General features: G+C 62.7%; 19 protein-coding genes. 9 read left to right on the top strand and 10 right to left on the bottom strand.

Features of this window, described 5'->3' with window-relative positions:
* The 3 genes from A7D21_RS06305 to A7D21_RS06295 all read left to right on the top strand — a co-directional run bounded on the left by A7D21_RS06305 (position 1) and on the right by A7D21_RS06295 (position 5109).
* Positions 1 to 2463: an FtsX-like permease family protein gene (locus tag A7D21_RS06305; protein WP_069551277.1), complete on the top strand. Its 2463-nt coding sequence runs from the start codon at positions 1 to 3 to the stop codon at positions 2461 to 2463.
* Complete coding sequence (locus A7D21_RS06300; RefSeq protein ID WP_069551276.1) at positions 2453 to 3517, top strand: lipocalin-like domain-containing protein; 1065 nt, start codon at positions 2453 to 2455, stop codon at positions 3515 to 3517. The genes A7D21_RS06305 and A7D21_RS06300 overlap by 11 nt, the downstream gene beginning before the upstream one ends.
* Before the next feature lie 149 nt (positions 3518 to 3666).
* Positions 3667 to 5109, top strand: a complete 1443-nt coding sequence (locus tag A7D21_RS06295) for a hypothetical protein (protein ID WP_069551275.1) — start codon at positions 3667 to 3669, stop codon at positions 5107 to 5109.
* Positions 5110 to 5160: 51 nt separating this feature from the next.
* On the opposite strand, the gene A7D21_RS06290 is transcribed toward A7D21_RS06295, so the two are convergent.
* Both A7D21_RS06290 and A7D21_RS06285 read right to left on the bottom strand, forming a co-directional pair.
* A complete protein-coding gene (locus A7D21_RS06290) occupies positions 5161 to 6261 on the bottom strand; it encodes an SMP-30/gluconolactonase/LRE family protein (RefSeq protein WP_069551274.1) in 1101 nt (366 codons plus the stop codon).
* Positions 6258 to 6935 carry a sterol desaturase family protein gene (locus tag A7D21_RS06285; protein ID WP_069551314.1) on the bottom strand — a complete coding sequence of 226 codons (678 nt, stop codon included), beginning with the start codon at positions 6933 to 6935 and terminating at the stop codon, positions 6258 to 6260. Before A7D21_RS06285 ends, A7D21_RS06290 begins: the two co-directional genes overlap by 4 nt.
* Before the next feature lie 317 nt (positions 6936 to 7252).
* Between A7D21_RS06285 and A7D21_RS06280 the strand changes: the two genes are divergently transcribed.
* The 6 genes from A7D21_RS06280 to A7D21_RS06255 all read left to right on the top strand — a co-directional run bounded on the left by A7D21_RS06280 (position 7253) and on the right by A7D21_RS06255 (position 14210).
* Positions 7253 to 8176 carry a substrate-binding domain-containing protein gene (locus A7D21_RS06280; RefSeq protein ID WP_069551273.1) on the top strand — a complete coding sequence of 308 codons (924 nt, stop codon included), beginning with the start codon at positions 7253 to 7255 and terminating at the stop codon, positions 8174 to 8176.
* A 64-nt stretch (positions 8177 to 8240) separates the two neighbouring features.
* Entirely contained in the window at positions 8241 to 9749 is a 1509-nt protein-coding gene (locus A7D21_RS06275) for a sugar ABC transporter ATP-binding protein (RefSeq protein WP_069551272.1), read from the top strand.
* Positions 9715 to 10707: an ABC transporter permease gene (locus tag A7D21_RS06270; RefSeq protein WP_053257008.1), complete on the top strand. Its 993-nt coding sequence runs from the start codon at positions 9715 to 9717 to the stop codon at positions 10705 to 10707. Before A7D21_RS06275 ends, A7D21_RS06270 begins: the two co-directional genes overlap by 35 nt.
* 27 nt (positions 10708 to 10734) lie before the next feature.
* A complete protein-coding gene (locus tag A7D21_RS06265) occupies positions 10735 to 11814 on the top strand; it encodes an alcohol dehydrogenase catalytic domain-containing protein (protein ID WP_069551271.1) in 1080 nt (359 codons plus the stop codon).
* Between the two features lies 1 nt (position 11815).
* On the top strand, positions 11816 to 13348 hold the full coding sequence (locus tag A7D21_RS06260; RefSeq protein WP_069551270.1) for an FGGY-family carbohydrate kinase: 1533 nt from the start codon (positions 11816 to 11818) through the stop codon (positions 13346 to 13348).
* A gap of 136 nt (positions 13349 to 13484) precedes the next feature.
* Positions 13485 to 14210 carry an SDR family oxidoreductase gene (locus tag A7D21_RS06255; RefSeq protein ID WP_053257005.1) on the top strand — a complete coding sequence of 242 codons (726 nt, stop codon included), beginning with the start codon at positions 13485 to 13487 and terminating at the stop codon, positions 14208 to 14210.
* Here the strand turns inward: A7D21_RS06255 and A7D21_RS06250 are convergent.
* The 8 genes from A7D21_RS06250 to A7D21_RS06215 all read right to left on the bottom strand — a co-directional run bounded on the left by A7D21_RS06250 (position 14207) and on the right by A7D21_RS06215 (position 21743).
* On the bottom strand, positions 14207 to 15211 hold the full coding sequence (locus A7D21_RS06250; RefSeq protein WP_053257004.1) for a LacI family DNA-binding transcriptional regulator: 1005 nt from the start codon (positions 15209 to 15211) through the stop codon (positions 14207 to 14209). The genes A7D21_RS06255 and A7D21_RS06250 overlap by 4 nt on opposite strands.
* A gap of 58 nt (positions 15212 to 15269) precedes the next feature.
* Positions 15270 to 16133, bottom strand: coding sequence for a LysR family transcriptional regulator (locus A7D21_RS06245; RefSeq protein ID WP_053257003.1), 864 nt, complete (start codon positions 16131 to 16133; stop codon positions 15270 to 15272).
* 112 nt (positions 16134 to 16245) lie between these two features.
* Positions 16246 to 16521 (bottom strand): hypothetical protein, encoded by a 276-nt coding sequence (locus tag A7D21_RS06240; RefSeq protein WP_069551269.1) that lies wholly within the window; start codon positions 16519 to 16521, stop codon positions 16246 to 16248.
* Positions 16522 to 16612: 91 nt separating this feature from the next.
* Positions 16613 to 18013 carry an amidase gene (locus A7D21_RS06235; protein WP_053257002.1) on the bottom strand — a complete coding sequence of 467 codons (1401 nt, stop codon included), beginning with the start codon at positions 18011 to 18013 and terminating at the stop codon, positions 16613 to 16615.
* On the bottom strand, positions 18010 to 19278 hold the full coding sequence (locus tag A7D21_RS06230) for a Zn-dependent hydrolase (protein WP_069551268.1): 1269 nt from the start codon (positions 19276 to 19278) through the stop codon (positions 18010 to 18012). Before A7D21_RS06230 ends, A7D21_RS06235 begins: the two co-directional genes overlap by 4 nt.
* A gap of 13 nt (positions 19279 to 19291) precedes the next feature.
* Positions 19292 to 19987 carry an ABC transporter ATP-binding protein gene (locus A7D21_RS06225; RefSeq protein WP_069551267.1) on the bottom strand — a complete coding sequence of 232 codons (696 nt, stop codon included), beginning with the start codon at positions 19985 to 19987 and terminating at the stop codon, positions 19292 to 19294.
* Complete coding sequence (locus A7D21_RS06220; RefSeq protein ID WP_053256999.1) at positions 19987 to 20736, bottom strand: ABC transporter ATP-binding protein; 750 nt, start codon at positions 20734 to 20736, stop codon at positions 19987 to 19989. Before A7D21_RS06220 ends, A7D21_RS06225 begins: the two co-directional genes overlap by 1 nt.
* Positions 20733 to 21743 (bottom strand): branched-chain amino acid ABC transporter permease, encoded by a 1011-nt coding sequence (locus A7D21_RS06215; RefSeq protein ID WP_053256998.1) that lies wholly within the window; start codon positions 21741 to 21743, stop codon positions 20733 to 20735. Before A7D21_RS06215 ends, A7D21_RS06220 begins: the two co-directional genes overlap by 4 nt.
* Between the last annotated feature and the right edge of the window lies 1 nt (position 21744).

The following is a 21744-nucleotide window of genomic DNA, read 5'->3' as shown; positions in this document are numbered from 1 at the left end:
ATGGCGGTGTTTTATTGGGCGTTGCGCGCGCTGCTGAGCCATTGGCGGCGGCACCCGGTGCAGTTTTTCAGCGTGCTGACCGGGCTGTGGCTGGCCACTGCGCTATTGACCGGGGTGCAGGCGCTCAACAGTCAGGCGCGAGACAGCTACGCGCGTGCCAGCCAACTGATTGGCGGTGAGCCCCAGGCCAGTCTGACTGCGCCGGACGGTGCGAGCTTCCCCCAAGCACTGTTTGCCGAGCTGCGCCGCGCCGGGTGGCCGGTGTCGCCGGTGGTGCAGGGGCGTTTGCTGCTCAAGGGGCATGAGGCGCAACGCCTGCAATTGATGGGTATCGACCCGTTGTCGTTGCCTGGCGGTGGGGCGGTGGCGGGACAGCGCTTGAGCCAGGCCCAGAGGGTTGCGTTTTTCACGCCGCCGGGGCGCACGTGGATCGCCCCGCAAACCCTGTTGGCCCTGGGCTTGCGCGAAGGTGAGCAAGCGCTGACCAGCAGCGGGCAAGCCTTGCCGCCGTTTCAGGTGCAGCAGGACATGGCCCCCGGCGTGTTGTTGACCGATATCGGCTATGCCCAGCCCTTGCTGGAGATGCCTGGGCGACTGTCACGCTTGCTGCTGGACAAGGCGTTTGCCGCCCGCCATCCCACACCGCCGGCCGCGCTGCAACTTAAGCAGGCTGAGGAAAATAACCTGGCGCGCCTCACCGAAAGTTTTCACCTGAACCTCGACGCCCTGGGCTTTTTGTCCTTTGTGGTGGGGTTGTTTATCGTCCACGCGGCGATCGGCCTGGCGCTGGAGCAACGCCGTGGGCTGTTGCGCACCTTACGCGCTTGTGGGGTCAGTGCCCGGATACTGATCTTCAGCCTGGGTGTCGAACTCGGCGTATTGTCGCTGCTGGGCGGCGTGCTCGGTGTCGCGAGCGGTTACCTGTTGGCCAGCCTGTTGCTGCCGGATGTGGCCGCCAGCCTGCGCGGTCTGTACGGCGCCGAGGTGCCCGGCCAATTAAGCCTGAGCCCAGGGTGGTGGCTCGCAGGATTGGGTTTGAGCCTGTTCGGCGCGTTGCTCGCGGGCGGCAGTAGCCTGTGGCGCGCGGCGCGTTTGCCGTTGCTGGCGCTGGCCAATGCCCAGGCCTGGCATGAGGCTCATGGGCGCTGGTTGCGGCGTCAGGGGTGGGTGGCGGGGACCGCGCTGGTGATCGCCCTGCTGGCGCTGTGGTTGGGTGACAGCCTGGCCGCCGGGTTCGTGCTGATGGCCACGCTGTTGCTGGGGGCGGCGCTCGGCCTGCCGGTGCTGCTCAATGGGGTGTTGACGGTGGGGCTCGGGCGCAGTCGTGCGGTGCTCGGCCAGTGGTTTCTCGCCGACTGCCGCCAGCAACTGCCTGCCTTGAGCCTGGCACTGATGGCATTGCTGTTGGCGCTGGCGGCGAATATTGGTGCGGGGTCGATGACCTCGGGCTTCCGCCAGACGTTCAACCATTGGCTGGAACAACGCCTGACCGCCGAGTTGTACCTCAACCCACAAAACCCGGCCCAGGCCGACCAGCTGACGACCTGGTTGGCGCAGCAACCGTTGGTACAGGCGGTGCTGCCTACGTGGCAAGTCGCGGTGCAATTGCAGGGCTGGCCGGCGGATGTATTTGGCGTGGTCGACGACCCGACCTATCGCCAGCACTGGCCATTGCTGGAGGCTACGAGCACGCCGTGGGACCGCTTACTGCAAGGCGACACCGTGATGCTCAGTGAGCAATTGGCGCGCCGTTTGAACGTGCGTCTGGGGGACGCGATTGCTATCCCCACGCCTGCGGGGCGGTGGTCACCCAACGTGGTGGGGATATACGCTGACTACGGCAACCCCAAGGGCCATCTGCTGGTCAATTCGCAGCACCTGTTGGCGCATTGGCCGACGCTGACACCGGCACGTTTCAACCTGCGGGTGCTGCCGCAAAACGTGCCGCCGCTGGTGCGTGAAATACAGCGCGTATTTGCCCTGGAGGACAGCCGCATCATCGATCAACAGCAACTCAAAGGCTGGTCGAGCCAAGTGTTCGAGCGCACCTTCGCCGCCACCGCCGCCTTGAACAGCCTCACCCTCGGCGTGGCCGGTGTGGCGTTGTTTATCAGCTTGCTGACCCAGAGCCAGAGCCGTCTGGGCCAACTCGCGCCGCTGTGGGCGCTGGGCGTGACGCGGCGGCAGTTGATGCTGCTCAACCTTGGCCAGACCTGGCTGCTGGCCGTGTTGACCCTGGTGCTGGCTTTGCCGTTGGGCCTGCTGCTGGCATGGTGCCTGGACGCAGTGATCAATGTGCAGGCGTTCGGCTGGCGTCTGCCGTTGCAGGTATTCCCGTGGCAGCTTGCCCAACTGTTGGGGTTGGCGATGCTTGCCACCTTGTTGGCGTCGGCCTGGCCGCTGTGGCAGTTGTACCGCAGCCGCCCGGCGGATTTGCTGAGGACCTTTGCCAATGAAGATTAAAGCGCTGTTGTGGGCAACGCTCGTGCTGTTGAGCGCGTGCGACAAAGTGCCGGCGCCGGAAGAAAGCTTCGCGGGCCTTGGCAGCGATGCGGCGGACTTCGCCCAAGTGGTGCCCGGTAAGGTCTTCAGCTTTCCCGAAGACCATGGCCCACATGATGGCTTTCGCATCGAATGGTGGTACGTCACTGCCAATCTCAAGGATGCGCAAGGCAACCTGTTTGGCGTGCAGTGGACATTGTTTCGCAATGCCCTGAAGGCCGGGCCTACACAGCCAGGCTGGCACGACTCGACGGTTTGGCTGGGCCATGCCGCCGTCACCTCTGCTACCCGCCACTATGCCGCCGAGCGCTACGCCCGTGGCGGCATTGGCCAAGCGGGCGCTCAGGCGGTGCCGTTCAACGCCTGGATCGATGACTGGAATTTCGTCACCCGCCCAGGCGCCGCAAGCCCGTTGGCGGATATGCAACTCACGGCCAGCGGACCGCAGTTCGCCTACGACTTGCACCTGACGTCGAACCGACCACTGGTGCTGCAGGGCGACAAGGGCTACAGCCGCAAATCTGATCAAGGGCAGGCGTCTTACTACTACAGCCAGCCGTTTTTTGCGGCGGCCGGCAGCGTCACCCTCGACGGTAAAACGTACCCGGTCAGCGGCCCCGCCTGGCTCGACCGCGAATGGAGCAGCCAACCCCTGGCAGCCAGCCAGACCGGTTGGGACTGGTTCTCGCTGCACCTGGACCGTGGCGAGCAGTTGATGCTGTTTCGCGTGCGGCAAAAGGACGGCGCGGGTTACCTGACTGGCACCTGGATCGACCAGCAGGGCCACACCCAGACCCTGCACAATGCCGAGATCCAGCTCACACCACTGGCCACCACCGACATAGACGGGCGCAGTATTCCCACGCGCTGGTCGCTGAAAATTCCCGCCAAACAACTGGATATCACCCCCCTGGCCGTTAACCCGAATGCGTGGATGAACCTGAGTATTCCGTATTGGGAAGGGCCGGTGCAGTTTGACGGTGGCGTGGGGTATTTAGAGATGACGGGGTACTGACTGCGCGTGGTCTTTTTCCTGTAGGCGCGAGTTCACATCCGCCTAAAAAATACTGTACATGCATACAGTCATGTTCTACAGTCCATCCCAGGTGACCGGATGTCACCGGTCACCCGAGCTTCAATTTTTTAACTATGGATGGATAAAAAATGAAACCCACAAAAGCCCTGATGCTGGGCGCGGCCATGATGGCCTCCTGCTTGATTTCGGCCTCTGCCCTGGCCGAGCAAACCCTTCCCCAACTCACCCCCGGAACGGTCAATCAAGGTCTGATTGACGCGCTGAAACCTGGCGGCACACTGACTGCGGTGCCGATCTCGGACGAGCTGCGACAAAAGTTTTTGGACGCCAAAATTGGCAAGGCCAAAGCCCCTTCCAAAGCGGCCAAGTCGGCGCCGTTCAACACGGCTGTCAGCGCGTTGAAAAAGCCGAGCCAGGCCTCCCTTAAAAGTGCGGCTGTCGCCGCCTTTGAACCGCTGTTTCCCACCCTGGAGATCAACACGCTTTACACCATCACCGAGGTGCAAACCGGCCAGGAATTTCCTTACCACTTCAACCTGCCGCAAAACGCCCGGGTGCTGGTGCAGTTGATCGATCAGAGTGCTGGCGCCGATATGTCGCTGACCCTGTTCCGTGATGACGGCCAGGGTAATCCGCAGCTGATCGACACCTCCGACAACCCGGGCAATGCCGATGAATACCTGGGCGGCGTGCTGCCTGCGGGGGACTACTACTGGTACATGGTGGCCAAGACCGCGAACAACGCGCAGTTCAGTTTCGGCGTGGCGGTGGATACCAACATCGATGCCTTTGAGCCGAATGACAGCGCGCAAACTGCCTTTGTACTGCCGGACTCGATGAACAAGGTGACCGGTAATCTCGACAACGCCAACGACGTCGATTACTTCGACTTCAAGGCCGTACGGGGTCAAAGTGTGAGCATGTACCTGGCAGGCGATGAGAGTGGTAGCCGCAACCAGTGGATCTTCGACCGCTTCGATGGCACCAATTGGGTCACGGTGCCGGCCGGTTCCACCTCGACGTACCCGAGCGTAACGCCGGGCACGACCGTCAAGGTGCGTGTGCGTGCCAACCCTGCGGTGACGCAGGACCCGACCAAGCAGTACGCATTGAGCCTGGGCTCTACGCCACGGCTGAACACGTCGGATGTGAAGGGCGACAACATCGTGCGGGTGCCGGCATCGATCTTCTGGATGGCGACCCAGGCCGGACGCACGTTGAACTGGAGCACTAACTGGTCCGACTCCACTGGCGCACCTCTGTTGGGCGTCACGCCGATCCTGCGCGTCGACAAGCGCTTTGAGGGGACCGAGTTCCACTGGACCGACTTCAAGGCCAGCACCAACAGTGCGGGCACATCCCAGGCGAGTGCCGCGCTCGGTGAATGCTTCGGCGAATACCGCGTGCAATACCCGGACAGCAGCACCGGTGTGAAGTACAACTGGGACACCACCTTCAACTTCGGCGGCTGGCGTATCGAGTTGGACGAGTTCCCAGGCGTGGGTGTCGGCGGTGACAATGTGTCTTATGTGACCTTTGGGCACATCTGCACTCAGAACATCATCCATTGATCCGCTGATGCAGTGGAAAAGGGGCAGCCTGATCAGGCAGCCCCTTTTTTGTCAGTCACGCGCCAGCGCCAGCTTCAGCGGCAAGCGCGCCATGCTCTTACTGTTCAACGAGCCCAGGTACAACCAGTCGCCGTATTCCCGCGCGCTGGTGATCGGCGAGTAATTGCCTGTGCTGCCATCCTGCAAGTTGGCGATGACCTTGCCGTCGGTGTCCAACCCGAGCACGAAAGCTTTGTGCTCGATGGGGTTGGGCAGCACCATCAATGCCCGCACCATCACCTTGCGCAACAAGGGGTAGCCGGCGAAACCATCGAGCAATGGATTGCGTGGCGTGTACAGGGCGACCCAGAAACGCTCGTGCCCGTTGAAGCTGAGGTTGTCCGGCAAGCCTGGCAAGTTCTCGGCAAACAGATCGTGGCTGCCGGCTCGCTCGCCTTTGAGCCAATAGCGGCTGATGCGATAGGCGCCGGTTTCATTGACCAGCACATAGTTTTCATCCGGTCCCAAGGCTACGCCGTTGGCGAATTGCAGATGATCGAGCAACACCTGCGTGGTGCCGTTACTGAAGTCATACCGCAACAGGCGGCCATCGCCGCCATGCTCGATCACCGCTTCAGCGTCCTGGCCATAGCCCCAACGGCGTGATGCATCGCTGAAATACCCATAGCGCCCACTGGCGTCGATGCTCACGTCATTGGTAAAGCCAAACGGTACGCCATTCGCGGCGCTGCTTAACGGCGTGAGTTGGCGGTTGGCATCGAGTGCAAGCAAGCCCTTGACCCCGTCAGCCACGATCAAACGCCCATCCGGGTGAAAGGCCAGGCCGAGGGGGCGGCCGCCGGTGTTGACCAGCACCTCCAGGGTATGGCTGTCGGGCGCGGTGCGGATGATGCGGCCGTCATGCAAGCCACTGATCAGAAAACCCTGCGCATCCAGCACCAGAGCCTCAGGGCCTTGAATGTCTTGTGCGCCAATCTTTTGTACGGCCTTAAGCCGCTGGTTCTCGGCGTAGGTGCCTTCCTTCATCGACGGCGCCGTGGGCGGGGACCAATTCACCGGTTGCACTTGGGTCGGCATCAGCAGCAGAAAGGTAATCACCGCAAGCGCAAGCACGAACAGTAAATGACGCGGTTTTTTGCGGCGGTGGCTCATGACTTTTCCTGGTTGTCGTGGGCGCTCGGTTCCCAGTGCAAGGTGCCGAACAGGTAGTCCATCAGCGGTAGAACGATATTGAAGTTGCGCCCTTGCATAAGCTCGCGACGGTGATGCAACGCGTGCAGTTGATGCATCTGGCGAATCCACGGCAGGCGTGCCACCGGGTGGTGAGCGGGCAGGTGTTCGCAGGCATGGAACACTTCATAGAGCAGGTAGCCGAGGATCATGCAGCCGGCAAACAGCCCGGCCACATTCGGGCTCAACTGCTTGAGCAGCCACCACGCGGGGAGGCTGGTGATCAGGCTGTGCAGCACGATCAACCAGGCGGGAAACAGAATTACGCGCCAGTCCTTGGGGCTGTCGTAGGTCATGTGGCCGGGGGTGAAGAAGCTGTGATGATCACCGGTGTGGCGTGCGTAGAACAGCCGGGCGAAGGTATGTTTGCGGTGGCCGAGGTGGCGGTGGACGAGGTAAATGCACAGGTTGAAAAACACCAGGGTCAGCGGCACTGCCAGCCACTGGAGGGGAGTGATGTGCTCGGTAGAGGACCAGGCCAGGGTGATGCAGAGGATGCCGTAGCCGAGCACAAAACCTGCATGCAGCCATGGGTTGTAATGGCGGTTCACTTCACTGCGGTAGCGGCTGCGAAACGTTTCGGTGGGGTGTGCCATGGCGGGAAGCTCAGGATGTTTTTGTTGGAGGCTGAGCTTAGTTGGCGCGCGCGATTGTGCGAGTTTTTGCGCAGTGCACACCGCCTCTGTGGGCGCTGGCTTGCTGGCGATGGCCTCCACTTGGAATGCCTGATGCACCGAGGTGTCTGCCTCGCCGGCCAGCCAGTTGCCCCATTTGACCGGGTTCAATCTGCAGTGCCATTGAACCCCGAGTGACCAATGGCCTCTTGCACAGCACCCATTTACTTGCTAGCTTCTCGCAAAATGTTAACGATAACATTTGCTCTAAAAATAAAAACAAAACAGAGATCCACGCCATGAAAATGCTCCCGAAAACCCTGTGTTTACTGGCTGTCAGCATCACCCTCGGCAACGCGGCCCCCGCTTTTGCCGACGCCGCCAAGCCCATTCGCATCGGCGCCTCCTTCCAGGAGATCAACAACCCCTATTTCGTCACCATGAAAAACGCCCTTGAAGAGGCGGGCGCAACCATCGGCGCGAAACTGATCATCACCGACGCCCGCCACGACGTGTCCAAGCAGGTCAGCGACGTCGAAGACATGCTGCAAAAAGGCATCGATATCCTGCTGATCAACCCGACCGATTCGGTCGGCGTGCAGTCTGCAGTCAAATCCGCCCACGCTGCCGGTGTCGTGGTGGTGGCCGTGGATGCCCAGGCCGACGGCCCGCTGGACTCTTTTGTTGGCTCGAAGAACTTCGACGCCGGCTTCCAGGCGTGTGAGTACCTGGCTAAAAACATTGGCGACAAAGGCAATATCGCGATCCTCGACGGCATCGCCGTGGTGCCGATCCTCGAACGTGTACGCGGTTGCAAAGAGGCCATGGCCAAGCACCCCGACATCAAGATTGTCAGCGTCCAGAACGGCAAGCAGGAACGTGACCAGGCGCTGACCGTCACCGAAAACATGCTGCAGGCCCAGCCCACGCTCAAGGGTATTTTCAGTGTGAATGACAACGGCTCCCTCGGTGCACTCTCGGCCATCGAAGCCAGTGGGCTGGACGTGAAGCTGGTCAGCGTCGACGGCGCACCCGAAGCGATCAAGGCGATCCAGAAACCCGGCAGCAAATTCATCGCCACCTCGGCGCAATACCCCCGCGACCAGATCCGCCTTGCCCTGGGCATCGCCCTGGCCAAGAAGTGGGGCTCGCAAGTGCCCGCCACGCTCCCGGTGGACATCACCTTGATCGACCAGGCCAAGGCCAAGGACTTCAGCTGGTAATTCGCCCAGGCCCCACGCCAACCCGTGGGGCTTAAGGTCACCTACTGAATACGAGGTCGGCGGTATGAGCAGTCTTCTGAAGCTGGAAAATATCTGTAAGCGTTACCCGGGCGTACAGGCCCTCAAGGCCATCAACCTGCAAGTGGAGCGCGGCGAAATCCATGCCCTGCTCGGCGAAAATGGCGCGGGCAAATCGACCCTGATGAAGATCCTCGGCGGCGTCGAGCATCAGGACGAGGGGCAAATCCTGATCAACGGCCAGGTGCAGCAGTTCGCGACCTACCGTGATGCGATTGCCGCCGGTATCGGCATCGTATTCCAGGAATTCAGCCTGATTCCCTACCTCACGGCGGTGGAAAACATCTTCCTCGGCCACGAGCTGAGCAACCGCTTTGGCCTGTTGCGCAAGCGCGAGATGGTCGAAGCATCGGAGGCGTTGTTCAAGCGCCTGGGCGTGAGGATCGACCTGCAATGTGCGGTCGAGCACCTGAGTGTGGCCGAGCAGCAGTTTGTCGAAATCGCCAAGGCGCTGGCCCTGGATGCGCGTTTGCTGGTGCTTGATGAGCCGACGGCAACCCTCACGCCCAGTGAAGCCGAGCTGCTGTTCGAGATCATGCGCGAACTCAAGCGCCAGGGCGTGGCGGTGATTTTTATCTCGCACCACCTGGAGGAGATTTTCCAGGTCTGCGACCGCATCAGCGTGCTGCGTGACGGCGGCAATGTGGGCGTGACCGATGTGGCCGACAGCGATATCGACCGCCTGGTCGAGATGATGGTCGGCCGCCGCCTGGAATGCAGCTTTCCAGCCAAGCCGACTGCCGAGCGCGGCCCGCTGTTGCTGGAGGTCAAGGACATCCAGCTGGTGCGCAACGGCCCCCACAACAGCTTCCAGCTGCACAAAGGCGAGATCCTCGGCTTCGCCGGGCTGGTGGGCTCAGGCCGCACCGAACTGGCGCTGGGCATGATGGGCGCGCTGCCGTCGGTGAGCAAAGACGTATGGCTGCGCGGCGAAAAAATCACCCTCGACGACCCGGGCCAGGCCCTGGCCCATGGCATCGGCCTGCTCCCGGAAAGCCGCAAGAGTGAAGGGCTGATCACCGACTTCAGCATTCGCGAAAACATCACCCTGAACAACCTGCGCAAATACCAGAACACTGGCGGCTTGATCGATAAGGGCCGCGAATGCGCCAGCGTCGACAGCCTGATGAAGCAGCTGTCGATCAAAGCCCCCAGCGGTGAGAGCCGGGTGTTCAACCTCAGCGGCGGCAATCAGCAAAAGGTGGTGATTGCGCGCTGGATCAATCACCACTGCGACGTGCTGGTGTTCGATGAGCCCACCCGTGGCATTGATGTTGGCGCCAAGGCGCAGATCTACGCACTCATGCGCAGCCTTACCGAACAGGGCTACGCAATCATCATGATTTCCTCCGAACTGCCGGAAGTCATCGGCATGTGCGACCGCGTCGCCGTGTTCCACAAGGGCGCCATCGTCAAGGTACTCGAAGCGTCCGCCGTCAATCCTCAAGAGGTCATGCGCCATGCAACAGGGGGCTCAAGTGAATACGTCCATTAACACCGGCGACACCGGCCGACTGCGCCTGAACCTGGCGCGGCTGCTGCGTTCGCCGGCGTTTTATCCCTTTGTCGGGTTGGTGGTGGTGACCCTGGTGATGATTCTTGCCAGCGACACCTTCCTCACCGCCAGCAACCTGTCGAACATCGCCCGCCAAGTGTCGATCAACGCGATTATTGCGGTGGGCATGACCTGCGTGATTCTCACCGGCGGCATCGACCTGTCGGTGGGGCCGGTGATGGCGCTGTCCGGCACCCTGACCGCCGGCCTGATGGTCGCGGGGCTGCCGCCGGGCCTGGCGATTGGCGCCGGGATGTTGATCGGCGTGGCCTTTGGCATCGGCAACGGGCTGTTCGTCGCCTACCTGCATATGCCGCCGATCATCGTCACCCTGGCGACCATGGGCATCGCCCGTGGCCTGGGCCTGATGTACACCGACGGTTACCCGATCTCCGGGCTGCCGGAGTGGTTCGGCTTTTTCGGCCGCCAGAGCCTGTTCGGCATCGAAGTGCCGATCCTGATCATGCTGATCACCTACTTTGCCGCCTACGTGTTGCTGCAACACACGCGCATCGGCCGCTACATCTACGCCATCGGCGGCAATGAAGAAGCGGTGCGTTTGTCCGGGGTGCGCGCGGCGCGATTCAAGTTGCTGGTGTACGGCATCAGCGGCCTGACGGCGGCGATTGCCGGGCTGGTGCTGACTTCACGCCTGATGAGCGGCCAGCCGAATGCCGGCGTGTCATTCGAGCTGGATGCGATTGCGGCCGTGGTGCTCGGCGGCGCCTCGATTGCCGGCGGGCGCGGCGTGATCGTCGGCACGTTGCTCGGCGCGATGTTGCTCGGCGTATTGAACAACGGCCTGAACATGCTCGGCGTCTCGCCCTACGTCCAGAGTGTGATCAAGGGCGCAATCATCTTGCTGGCGATCTTTATCAGCCGTCAGCGCCATAAATAAACTCCTCTCAAGACAGGATCGAACACCATGGACAAGCACACCGAAATGCAAGCCGTCGTCTGCCACGGCCCGAAGGACTACCGCCTGCAACGCATCAGCAAACCTCAGGCACGCCCCAATGAACTGGTGATCCGCATCGCCGCCTGCGGCATCTGCGCCAGCGACTGCAAATGCCACTCGGGGGCGGCGATGTTCTGGGGCGGCGACAACCCGTGGGTCAAGGCGCCCGTGGTGCCGGGCCACGAATTTTTTGGCTACGTGGTGGAAGTCGGCGAGGGCGCTGAAGAGCACTTTGAAGTGGCGGTCGGCGACAAGGTCATCGCCGAACAGATCGTGCCGTGCGGCAAGTGCCGCTTCTGCAAGTCGGGTAAATACTGGATGTGCGAGGTGCACAACATCTTTGGCTTCCAGCGTGAAGTGGCCGAAGGCGGCATGGCCCAGTACATGCGCATTCCCAAGACCGCCATCGTGCACAAGATTCCGGAGTCGGTCTCGCTGGAAGATTCGGCGCTGGTGGAGCCGATGGCCTGCTCGATTCATACCGTCAACCGTGGCGAAATCCAGCTGGATGACGTGGTGGTGATCGCCGGTGCGGGCACCCTCGGGCTGTGCATGGTCCAGGTGGCCGCGCTGAAGACCCCGAAAAAACTGGTGGTGATCGACATGGTCGATGAGCGCCTCGAACTGGCCAAGCAATTCGGCGCCGACGTGGTGATCAACCCATCCCGCGACAACGCCCGTGAGATCATCAACGGCCTCACCGACAGCTACGGCTGCGACGTGTACATCGAAACCACCGGCGTACCGGCCGGCGTGACCCAGGGCCTGGACCTGATCCGCAAACTCGGGCGCTTTGTCGAGTTCAGCGTATTCGGTGCCGAAACCAGCGTCGACTGGTCGATCATCGGCGACCGCAAGGAGCTCGACGTACGCGGCGCGCACCTGGGCCCGTATTGCTACCCGATTGCCATCGACCTGTTCGAGCGCGGCCTGGTCACCTCCAAAGGCATCGTCACTCACGACTTCCCGCTGGATCACTTTGCCGAAGCGTTCGAGTTGGCCAACTCGACGAAGTCGATCAAGGTGCTGTTGAAGCCGGTACTTTGAGATGAACTATGTCATGGGTGTCGACATTGGAACCCAGAGCACCAAGGCGCTGCTGGTGGATGCTCAAGGCACGATCATCGCCCAGCACAGCCAGGGGTATCGCGTCGATACCCCGAAAGTGCGCTGGGCCGAGCAATGGCCGCAGGTCTGGCTCGACGCGGTCGAGGCCTGCGTGGCGCAGTGCATGGCCAAGGCCGGGGTGGCAGCAGAGCAGGTCAAGGCGCTGTGCATCAGCAGCCTGTACGGCGGCTCGGGGATTGCCGTGGATGCGCAGATCACGCCGCTGCACCCGTGCCTGATCTGGATGGACCGCCGTGCCGGCGAGCAGGTGGCCTGGGTGCGCGAGCATGTTGACCTTGAACGCTTGTTCGCGGTCACCGGCAACTCGGTGGACAGCTACTACGGCTTCACCAAGATGCTCTGGCTCAAGCAGCATCAGCCGCAAGTATGGGCCAACACGCGTTACCTGCTGCCGCCCAACAGCTATATCAACTGGTGCCTTACCGGTGAACTGGCAGTGGACCACAGCAGCGCCGGCAATATCGGCGGCGTCTATGACGTGGCGCAGCGCGGCTGGTCCGAAGACATGCTCGCAGCACTGCAGATACCGCTGGCAATGATGCCTGAGCGGTTGGTGTATTCCGGCGAGGTGGTGGGTGGGCTGCTGGAGACCTGGGCCGCGCGCCTGGGCCTGCAGGCAGGCACACCGATTCTCGCCGGTGGCGTGGACGCGGCGATGGCGACCCTGGCCGCAGGCGTTACGCAGCCGGGCAACCATGTGGCAATGATCGGCACCAGCATGTGCTGGGGCTATCTGAACCAGCACGTCGACGCACGCCACGGCCTGGTGAGCATGCCCCACGTCTACAACGGCCATCGGGACCTGTACATCTTCGGCGGTGCCATCACCGCCGGGGCATCGGTCAGCTGGTTTCGCGAGCAGTTCTGCCAGGCCGAAGAGCAACAGGCCAAGGCTACTGGCCAGGACAGTTTGGCGTTGCTGGAACAGCGCGCGATGAAGATCCCGGCAGGCAGCGAAGGCTTGTTGTTCCTGCCGTACTTGATGGGCGAACGCAGCCCGGTGTGGGATGACCGTGCCAGCGGCAGTTTTGTCGGGCTGAACCTGTATCACAGCCGCATTCACCTGTACCGCGCGGTGCTCGAGGGGGTGAGTTTTGCCCTGCGGCACAATATCGAAGCCGGCACCCAGGGCGCGCAATCACTGGACCCGCGGCTGATTGTGGTCGGTGGCGCGAGTCATTCGGATTTGTGGATGCAGATTATTGCGGACATCACGCGGTACCCGGTTTACACCATCGTGCAAGAAGTTGAGGCGGCAATGGGCGCGGCGTTGCTGGCTGCGCATACGCTGGGGTTGGTGAGCGATGCGCAGATGGACAAGGGCTGGGTGCAATTGGAACTGCGCGCGCAGCCCAAGCGCGAGAATGTCGTGACCTATGACCGCGCGTTTGGCGAGTATTTGAAGCTGTATCCCGCGTTGAAACCGATCATGCACAGCTTGCAATCCGATTGATTCAACACGGTCCGAATGTGGGAGCTGGCTTGCCTGCGATAGCGGTGTATCAGTGGCAAATGGGCTAACTGGCCCACCGTAATCGCAGGCAAGCCAGCTCCCACAGTGGACCTTTATTGTCTATGGAAGAGTGACCATGACCACCACCTTCAACTTCACCCACCGGCGCATTCTCGTCACCGGTGCCACCAGCGGCATCGGCCATGAGATTGCCCTTCAGCTCATCAACAGCGGCGCCGAAGTCTTCGCCCTCGGCCGCGACGCCGAGGCCTTGGCCAGGTTGGGCTGCCACGCGGTGTGCGTGGACATCGCCGACAGCGCCGCCCTCGACAACGCCCTGCATGACCTGCCGCCACTGCACGGCCTGGTCAACTGCGCCGGTATTTCCCGGCTTGAACCCGCCGCCGCGATCAGCGCCGCCGCCTTCGATCAGGTGATGCACGTAAACGCCCGTGCCGCCGCCCAGGTCGCCAGCCGGGTCGCGGCAAAAATGATCGAGGCGAAGCTCGCCGGCAGCATCGTCAACGTCTCCAGCCAGGCTTCGTTGGTCGCCCTCGACGATCACCTCAGCTACTGCGCCTCCAAAGCTGCCCTGGACGCCATCACCCGCGTGCAATGCGCCGAGTGGGGCCGCTTCGGCATTCGCGTCAACAGCGTCAACCCCACGGTCACCCTCACGCCGATGGCCGCCATGGCCTGGTCCGACCCAGCCAAGCGCGATCCGGCGTTGGCGGCCATTCCCTTGGGGCGTTTTGCTCAGACGCTGGACGTGGCGCTACCGGTGCTGTTCCTGCTCAGCGATGCCGCCGGCATGATCAGCGGCGTGAGCCTGCCGATCGATGGCGGCTACACCAGTCGCTAGCCGTTTTCCAACTGGCCGGCGATGACCACCTTGTCCCGTGGCTTGTACGGGTCTTCCAGGCGGTCAAGCAGCAGGCGTACCGCGCTGCTGCCGGCCAGGGAGGCGTCGTGGGCCACGCAGGCGATTGGCACGCCAAAGATATCGGCGAAGGGCAGGCGGTCGATGCCGCAGATGGTCAGGCTGTCATGGGGGATGTTGTGCATGCGCAACGCGCGCAGGGCACCGAGGGTGATCAACTGGTTAAAACCCATGATCGCGTCCGGCGCCGAGTGTTCGGCGAGGTAGTCGAGGGTATGCAGGTAAGACGGCATCAGCGTGTAGTCGCCAGCCTGCACTTCGACCTGTACGTGCGGATGTTCAGCGAGCACTTCGCGCAGGCCCTTGAGGCGCTCCACGGTGATCCTTGAATGCTCGGGGCCGGTCAGCACCAGCAGGCGCTTGAGGTCGGGCGTCTGGCGCAACAGGTAGTGCGCGGCCTGAATGCCGCTGTGGTAATTGTCGAGCACCACGCGGCTGAACGGGCTGTCGTGGATCGTACGGTCGAGCAGCACCACCGGGGTCTTGCCGTTGCCCAGCCGCTCCAGGTAATCGGGCTGGTAGCTCGGCTCATCAGAGACCGGCGACAGGATGATCCCGGCCACGCGGTAGCCCAGCAACGTGTCGACGGCTTTGCTTTCCAGCTCCGCCAACTCGTCGGTGTCCACCAGCATGATGGTGTAGCCGTGCTGCTTCGCCTCGCGGGAAATCGCCTTGATCATTTCGCTGTAGAACGGGTTGTCCACCGACGCGGTGATCACGCCAATGATCAGGCTTTCACTGCGTTTGAGCCCACGGGCGAAGGCGTTGGGCACATAGTCCAACTCCCGCGCGACGTCGAGGATGCGCGCCAGCGTGGCGGGTTTGACCTGGTCAGGTTTGTTCAGCGCTCGCGAGACCGTGATAGTGGTCATGCCGACCCGTTTGGCAATGTCGCTGATGGTGACGGACTTTTTCTTGTTCATCGATAAGGCTGCGAAAGGAAACACCCGCAGGCTAGCACGCGCCGTGGTGTACGGTGATTCAAATCAGCGGGTCCCAGCGTTGTGACCAGTCACTTTCGGCTTTGACCACCTCGCGCAGCAGCGCCAGCGCCTGCTGCAACACGGCACTGTCGCGCGCCCGTGAGTACACCAGGTAGGTCGGGAAACTGAATTCCGGCGCCTTCGGCACCCGCTGCATCACGCCGCTGTCCAGGTAGCTCTGCACCACGCGCGTGCGGAAATACCCGGCGCCGCCATTCTCCAGGATGTACTGCAACGCCAGCGGCCCGAGGTTGAAGCTCAGCGCTGCACGGGCTTTGTCGGGCAGCGCGGCATCATGCTGCTGGCGAAAGCCCGGGCCCCAGTCAATGTAGATATACGGCGCCGGCTTGCTCACCCGTTGCACCAGGATCAGTTTTTCTTCCAGCACCTGTTCCACCTGCAACCCCGGCCAGTACTGCGGTTGGAACACTAATGCGGCATCCAGCACACCCAGTTCCAACTGGCGCAGCAGGTACTCGCCTTCGCGTATTTCGGTGCGCAGCGCGTGCCCTGGGATATGTTCGCGCAGGGCCTGCGCCCAGCCGAGCATCAGCGGGTTGCACAGGCTGACCTCGCCGCCGATATGCAGCACGTTGCGGTAGCCATCCGGCAGCGGCAGGTCACGCTTGGCGGCTTCCCAGGTTTGCAGCAATTGGTTGGCGTACACCACAAAGGCTTCGCCATCGGCGGTCAACCGCGCACCGGCGCGGTTGCGCACAAACAGCGTGCTGCCCAACTGGCTCTCGAGGTTTTTTACGCGTGCGGTGATGGCGGTCTGGGTGACGTGCAGTTTCTCGGCCGTCGCAGCCAGGCTGCCGCAGCGGGTGATTTCGAGAAACGTGCGTGCCAGTTCGATGTCCATAAGCGTCCCGGGTGAAGAAGAGGGACAGTGTAATGGAATGTGCTTGTAACGGTGGGCGCCGGCGTGCCGGCGCCCACCGTTGATTGCCTTTCAGCTCAAGCTCGGCTGAGCGTTATTGAAGACCGATGGACCAGCTGTGTGTGGTCTGGTCGTCGTGGCGCTGTTCAAGGTCATCTTCATACTGGCAGCGCGGGCCTTTGCAGGCGTACTCGAATGTCACCGGCGGCTTGGTCTTGACCGGGAATAACGAGGTGGCGGTCGCGGGGGCGTCGTGTGGCGCTGCCTCGGTGACAGGTGCTTCGTACGTCAAGTCCAGCGCGCTGGCGTGGGCCATGGCCGGCAGGAGGGCGAGTACGGCACTCGCCAGAACGGTCCTGGTGAATCGCATTGGAAACAATCCGCGCAAAAAAAAGAGGCGCGAATTATAAGCCAAACGCGACCGGAGGTGCACAGGGCCGTCCCCGGTCGAAAGCTGCGGTTCAGAGTAGGCGCGGTGCGGCAAGGTGTTCGGTGGGGAATGCCTTGGCATACACCTGGCAAACCCGCAGCACCTGCTCATCGGCAAATCGCGCGCCCACCACATGCAAGCCCACCGGCAAGCCATTCGGGGCCAACCCGCACGGCACTGACGCCGTCGGTTGCTGCGTGAGGTTGAAGGGATAGGTAAACGGCGTCCACTCCATCCATTCCTGCATGCCCGAACCCGGTGGCACGTTGTGCCCGGCTTCAAACGCAGTGATCGGCATCATCGGCGAGACCAGCACGTCGTAGTGCTGATGGAACGCCGCCATCCTGGCGACCAGTGCCGCGCGGGCTTCGAGGGCCGCGCTGTAGTCGCTGAGGCTGAGCTGTTCGCCGCGTTGCGCAATGCGCCGCAAACCCGGGTCCAGCAAGTGTTTTTGCGCCTCGCTCATCGGCCCGGTCAGGCGTGCGGCGCCGGCGGCCCACAAGGTGCTGAACACCTCCAGTGGGTCGCTGAAGCCCGGGTCGATCTGCTCGACATGCGCGCCCAATTGCACCAGGCCCTCAACCGCTTGGGCGACCACCTTGGCGACGTGCGGATCAACATCCACGTAGCCGAAGGTCGGGCTGTAGGCGACTCGCAGGCCTTTGAGGTGCGTACCTGGCGTGAGCCACGGGGTGGTGCGCGGTGCGCCGATCAGGCCATCGCGTGCATCCGGTTGAGCGACGGTTTGCAGCATCAGCACACTGTCTTCGACGGTGCGGGTCATCGGCCCCAGGTGCGACAGGATCGTCATGGAGCTGGCCGGCCATTGCGGTACGTAACCAAAAGTTGGCTTGATACCGAAGGTGCCGGTGAAGGCGCACGGAATTCGGATCGAGCCACCGGCATCGCTGCCTTGGTGCAGCACGCCAAGGTTCAGCGCTGCCGCCGCACCGGCGCCACCGGACGAGCCGCCCGCCGTGGTGCGGGTGTCCCATGGGTTGCGGGTGATGCCGTACAACGGGTTATCGGTGACGCCTTTCCAGCCGAATTCAGGTGTGGTGGTCTTGCCCAGCAGTACCGCGCCGGCTTTGCGCATCAAGGCCGAGAAGGGCGCGTCCACGTCCCATGGGCCTTCGGGTGAGGAGGTGCGTGAACCCTTGCGGGTGGGCATGCCAATCGTCAATGTGAGGTCTTTGATGGAGGCAGGCACCCCATCGAGTGCGCCGCACGGTTGGCCCTTGAGCCAGCGTTGCTCCGACGCCCGCGCAGCCTGCAATGCCCCTTCAGGGTCGACATGGCAGTAGGCATTCACCATCGGGTTGTAGCGTTCGATACGCAGCAAGGCGTCCTCGGTGACGTCCACCGGCGACAGGGTTTTGTCCCGAAAGTGCTTCAGCAGTTGCACTGCCGTCAGTTGGCCAATCTCACTCATGCCAGATCTCCCTGGGCTGCGTTGACCATGGCGCGCAGCAACACCGCACAGCCCGCCGCGAGGTCATCCGGCGCAGCGTTTTCGATTTCGTTGTGGCTGATGCCGCCTTCGCACGGCACAAAGATCATCCCGGCCGGGCCGAGTTCGGCGACGAAAATGGCGTCATGCCCGGCGCCACTGACGATGTCCATATGGCTCAAGCCCAGGGTCATCGCGGCGTCACGCACGGCGTTGACGCAGGCCGGGGCGAAGTCCAGTGGCGGGAAGTCGGCGGTGGGTGTCAGTTCAACACTCAGGCCGTGGCGTTGGGCCGTGGCTTCGATCACGCCGCGCACCTCATCCACCATGGCCTGCAAGGTGTCGGCATGCAGGTGGCGCAGGTCGATGGTCATGTGCACCTGGCCAGGAATCACGTTGCGCGACCCTGGGTGCAGGTTCAGGCAGCCGACGGTGCCACAGGCGTGAGGCTGTTGCTGATGGGCGATACGGTTGACCGCGCTGACCACCTCGGCGGCCCCTACGAGGGCGTCCTTGCGCAGGTGCATCGGCGTGGGGCCGGCGTGGGCTTCAACGCCGGTGAGGGTCAGGTCGAACCACTTCTGGCCGAGGCAGCCCATGACCACGCCAATCGTGGTGGCCTGGTCTTCCAACACTGGCCCTTGCTCGATATGCGCCTCGAAATACGCGCCCACCGGGTGGCCGAGCACCGCACGCGAACCGGCATAGCCGATGCGCTGCAGTTCGGCGCCCACCGACAGGCCCTGGTCGTCGAGTTTGGCGAGGGTGTCCTGCACGTCGAACTTACCGGCAAACACCCCGGAGCCCATCATGCATGGCGGGAAACGCGAGCCCTCTTCGTTGGTCCACACCACCACTTCGATCGGCGCTTGCGTCTCCAGCTGCAAGTCATTGAGTGTGCGGATCACTTCCAGCCCGGCCATCACCCCGTAGCAGCCGTCGAACTTGCCGCCGGTAGGTTGGGTGTCGATATGGCTGCCGGTCATGACCGGGGGCAGGGCGGGGTTACGCCCGGCGCGGCGTGCAAAGATATTCCCGATGGCGTCGACACTGACGCTGCACCCGGCCGCCTCGCACCATTGCACGAACAGGTCGCGGGCTTGGCGGTCGAGGTCGGTGAGCGCCAGGCGGCACACGCCGCCTTTGACGGTGGCGCCGAGCTGGGCGAGGTCCATCAACGATTGCCACAGGCGGTCGCGGTTGATCAGCGGGGCGTTGCTCTTGAGGGGGTGCGCAAAACTGTTCATGTGCAATCTCCGGTCAGGCACTCAGGGCCAGGTAGCGGTTCTTGATCGTCGGGTCGGCACGGAAGGCGGCGGCGCTGCCTTCGTACACCACGCGGCCCTGTTCGAGCACGTAATGGCGGTCGGCGAGCTTGTCGCAGACCATCAGGTTCTGTTCCACCAGCAGCACCGGCAGGCCATCGTCCTTTACCTTGCGCAGGATCTTCACCAGTTCGTCGACGATCACCGGGGCCAGGCCTTCGGTGGGTTCGTCGAGGATCAGCAACTTGGGGTCGTTGAGCAGGGCGCGGGCGATGGCGAGCATCTGTTGTTCGCCACCGGACAGAGCGTGGCCGGCGTTCTTACGGCGCTCCTTGAGGCGCGGGAACATGCCGTACACGTCCTCCATCTGCCAGCGGCTGGTCTTGCGCACCGCGATGCGCAGGTTTTCCTCGACGGTCAGCAGGCGGAAGATCCCGCGGTTCTCCGGGACCAATGCCAAGCCCTGACGAGCGATTTCAAAGATTTTTTGCCCGACCAGCGCCTGGCCGTTGAAGTGAATCTGGCCATGACGCGGGCAGATAATCCCCAGGATGCTGCGCAAGGTGGTGGTCTTGCCGGCGCCGTTGCGCCCCAGCAGCGTGACCAATTCGCCGGGATTGACGGTCAACGACACGCCTTCGAGTACATGGCTTTTGTCGTAGTAGGAATGGATATTCTCGACGATCAGCATCAGGCGGCCTCTCCCAGGTAAGCAGTGCGCACGCGTTCATCGGCGCGCACGAATTCCGGCGTGCCTTCCACCAGGATTTGCCCGTGGCTCATCACCGTGATGCGTTGGCTGATGGACATGACGATGCTCATGTTGTGTTCGATCAGCAGCACCGTGTGGTCGCGGCCGAGGTCGCTGATCAGTTGGGTCATGATCGGGATGTCATCGATGCCCATGCCCGAGGTGGGCTCGTCAAGCATCAACAGCTTTGGTTTGGAGCAGATCGACATACCCACCTCCAGCACGCGCTGCTGGCCGTGGGACAACTCGCCGGCCAGGGTGCCGGCGCGGGCCGTGAGTTGCAGGCGTTCGAGCACCTGGTCTGCCATCTCCAGGTGTTCGCGCTTGCTGTCCACCTGGCGCCAGAAATTCAGCGCCCTGGCACCGTCGCGGCCTTGTGCAGCCAGGCGCAGGTTCTCGCGCACGCTGAGGTTCTGGAACAGGCTGGTGAGCTGGAACGAGCGCGCCATGCCCAGGCCGACACGGGCGTGAGCGGGCTTGCGCATCAGGTTCTTGCCGTCGAAATGAATCGCCCCGGCGGTGGCCTGGCGTTCGCCGGTCAGGCAGTGGAACAGGCTGGTCTTGCCCGCGCCATTAGGGCCGATGATGGTGTGGATGGTGCCGGCTTCGACCTTGAGGTTAACGCCGTTCACCGCGTGGAACGCGCCATAGGCCAGTTCCAGGTCTTTGGTTTCCAGCAGGATGCTCATAGCCCTTCCTCCTTGACGACGGCGGCGGTTTTGCGGCTGCCGCGTACGCGTTCGAACAGCGCCGACAAACCGCCCCACAAGCCACCACGCATGAAGATCACCACCAGGATCAGAATCACCCCGAGCAGCATCAGCCAGCGCGGCCACAGGTCGGAGAGGAAGTCCCCCAGCAGTACGATGGAACCTGCGCCCAGCAACGAGCCAAACAGCGAGCCGGTGCCGCCGACGATGGTCATGATCAGGATGTTCTCGGACATCGCCAGGTCGATATTCGACAGCGGCACAAAGTGCAGCAGCATGGCGTACAGCGCGCCCGCAATCCCGGTGACCGCGCCGGACAGCACGAACACCAGGATCTTGAAATGGCGCGTGTCGTAGCCGATGGCCGAGGCGCGGGTTTCGTTTTCGCGGATCGCCATCAAGGTGCTGCCGAATGGCGACGCGATCACGCGGCGTGCGCCGATAAAGATCAACAGGAACAGCACGGCGACAAAGCCGTAGAACGCGCGGGCGTCGCTCAACGACAGCAGCACGCTGTCACCGAGGCGAATTTCCGGGCGCGGCACGCTGAGCAGGCCGTTGTCGCCGCCGGTCCAGTCGCTGAGGGTGTAGGCGACGAAGTAGGCCATCTGGCTGAACGCCAGCGTCAGCATCACGAAGTAAATACCGGTGCGTCGGATCGCCAGGGCACCTACCAACAGCGCCAGGAAACCACCGGCCACGGCGGCGCCGAGCAGGGCGGTGAACAGGCCCAGTTGCAGGTGGATCATCAGCAGCGCTGCGCAATAGGCGCCCGCTCCGAAGAAGATGCCTTGGCCAAACGACAACAGCCCGGTGTAGCCCAGCAACAGGTTGCAGGCCAGGGCGGCCATGGCAAAGATCAGGATTTCGCTGGCCAGGGTGGCCGACGGTAAAATCAGCGGCAGGCCGATCAGCACCGCCAGTACCCAGAGCAGCATGGCTTTGGACTGAGTCTTGGCAAACGGCAGGGGGTTTTTCTCGCTCATG

The sequence above is a fragment of the Pseudomonas sp. AP19 genome (genome assembly GCF_001728855.1).
In the GTDB taxonomy this organism is placed as follows: Bacteria; Pseudomonadota; Gammaproteobacteria; order Pseudomonadales; family Pseudomonadaceae; genus Aquipseudomonas; species Aquipseudomonas fluorescens.
Note: the sequence above shows the minus strand (reverse complement) of the source record. Positions and strands in the feature narration are given on the sequence as shown.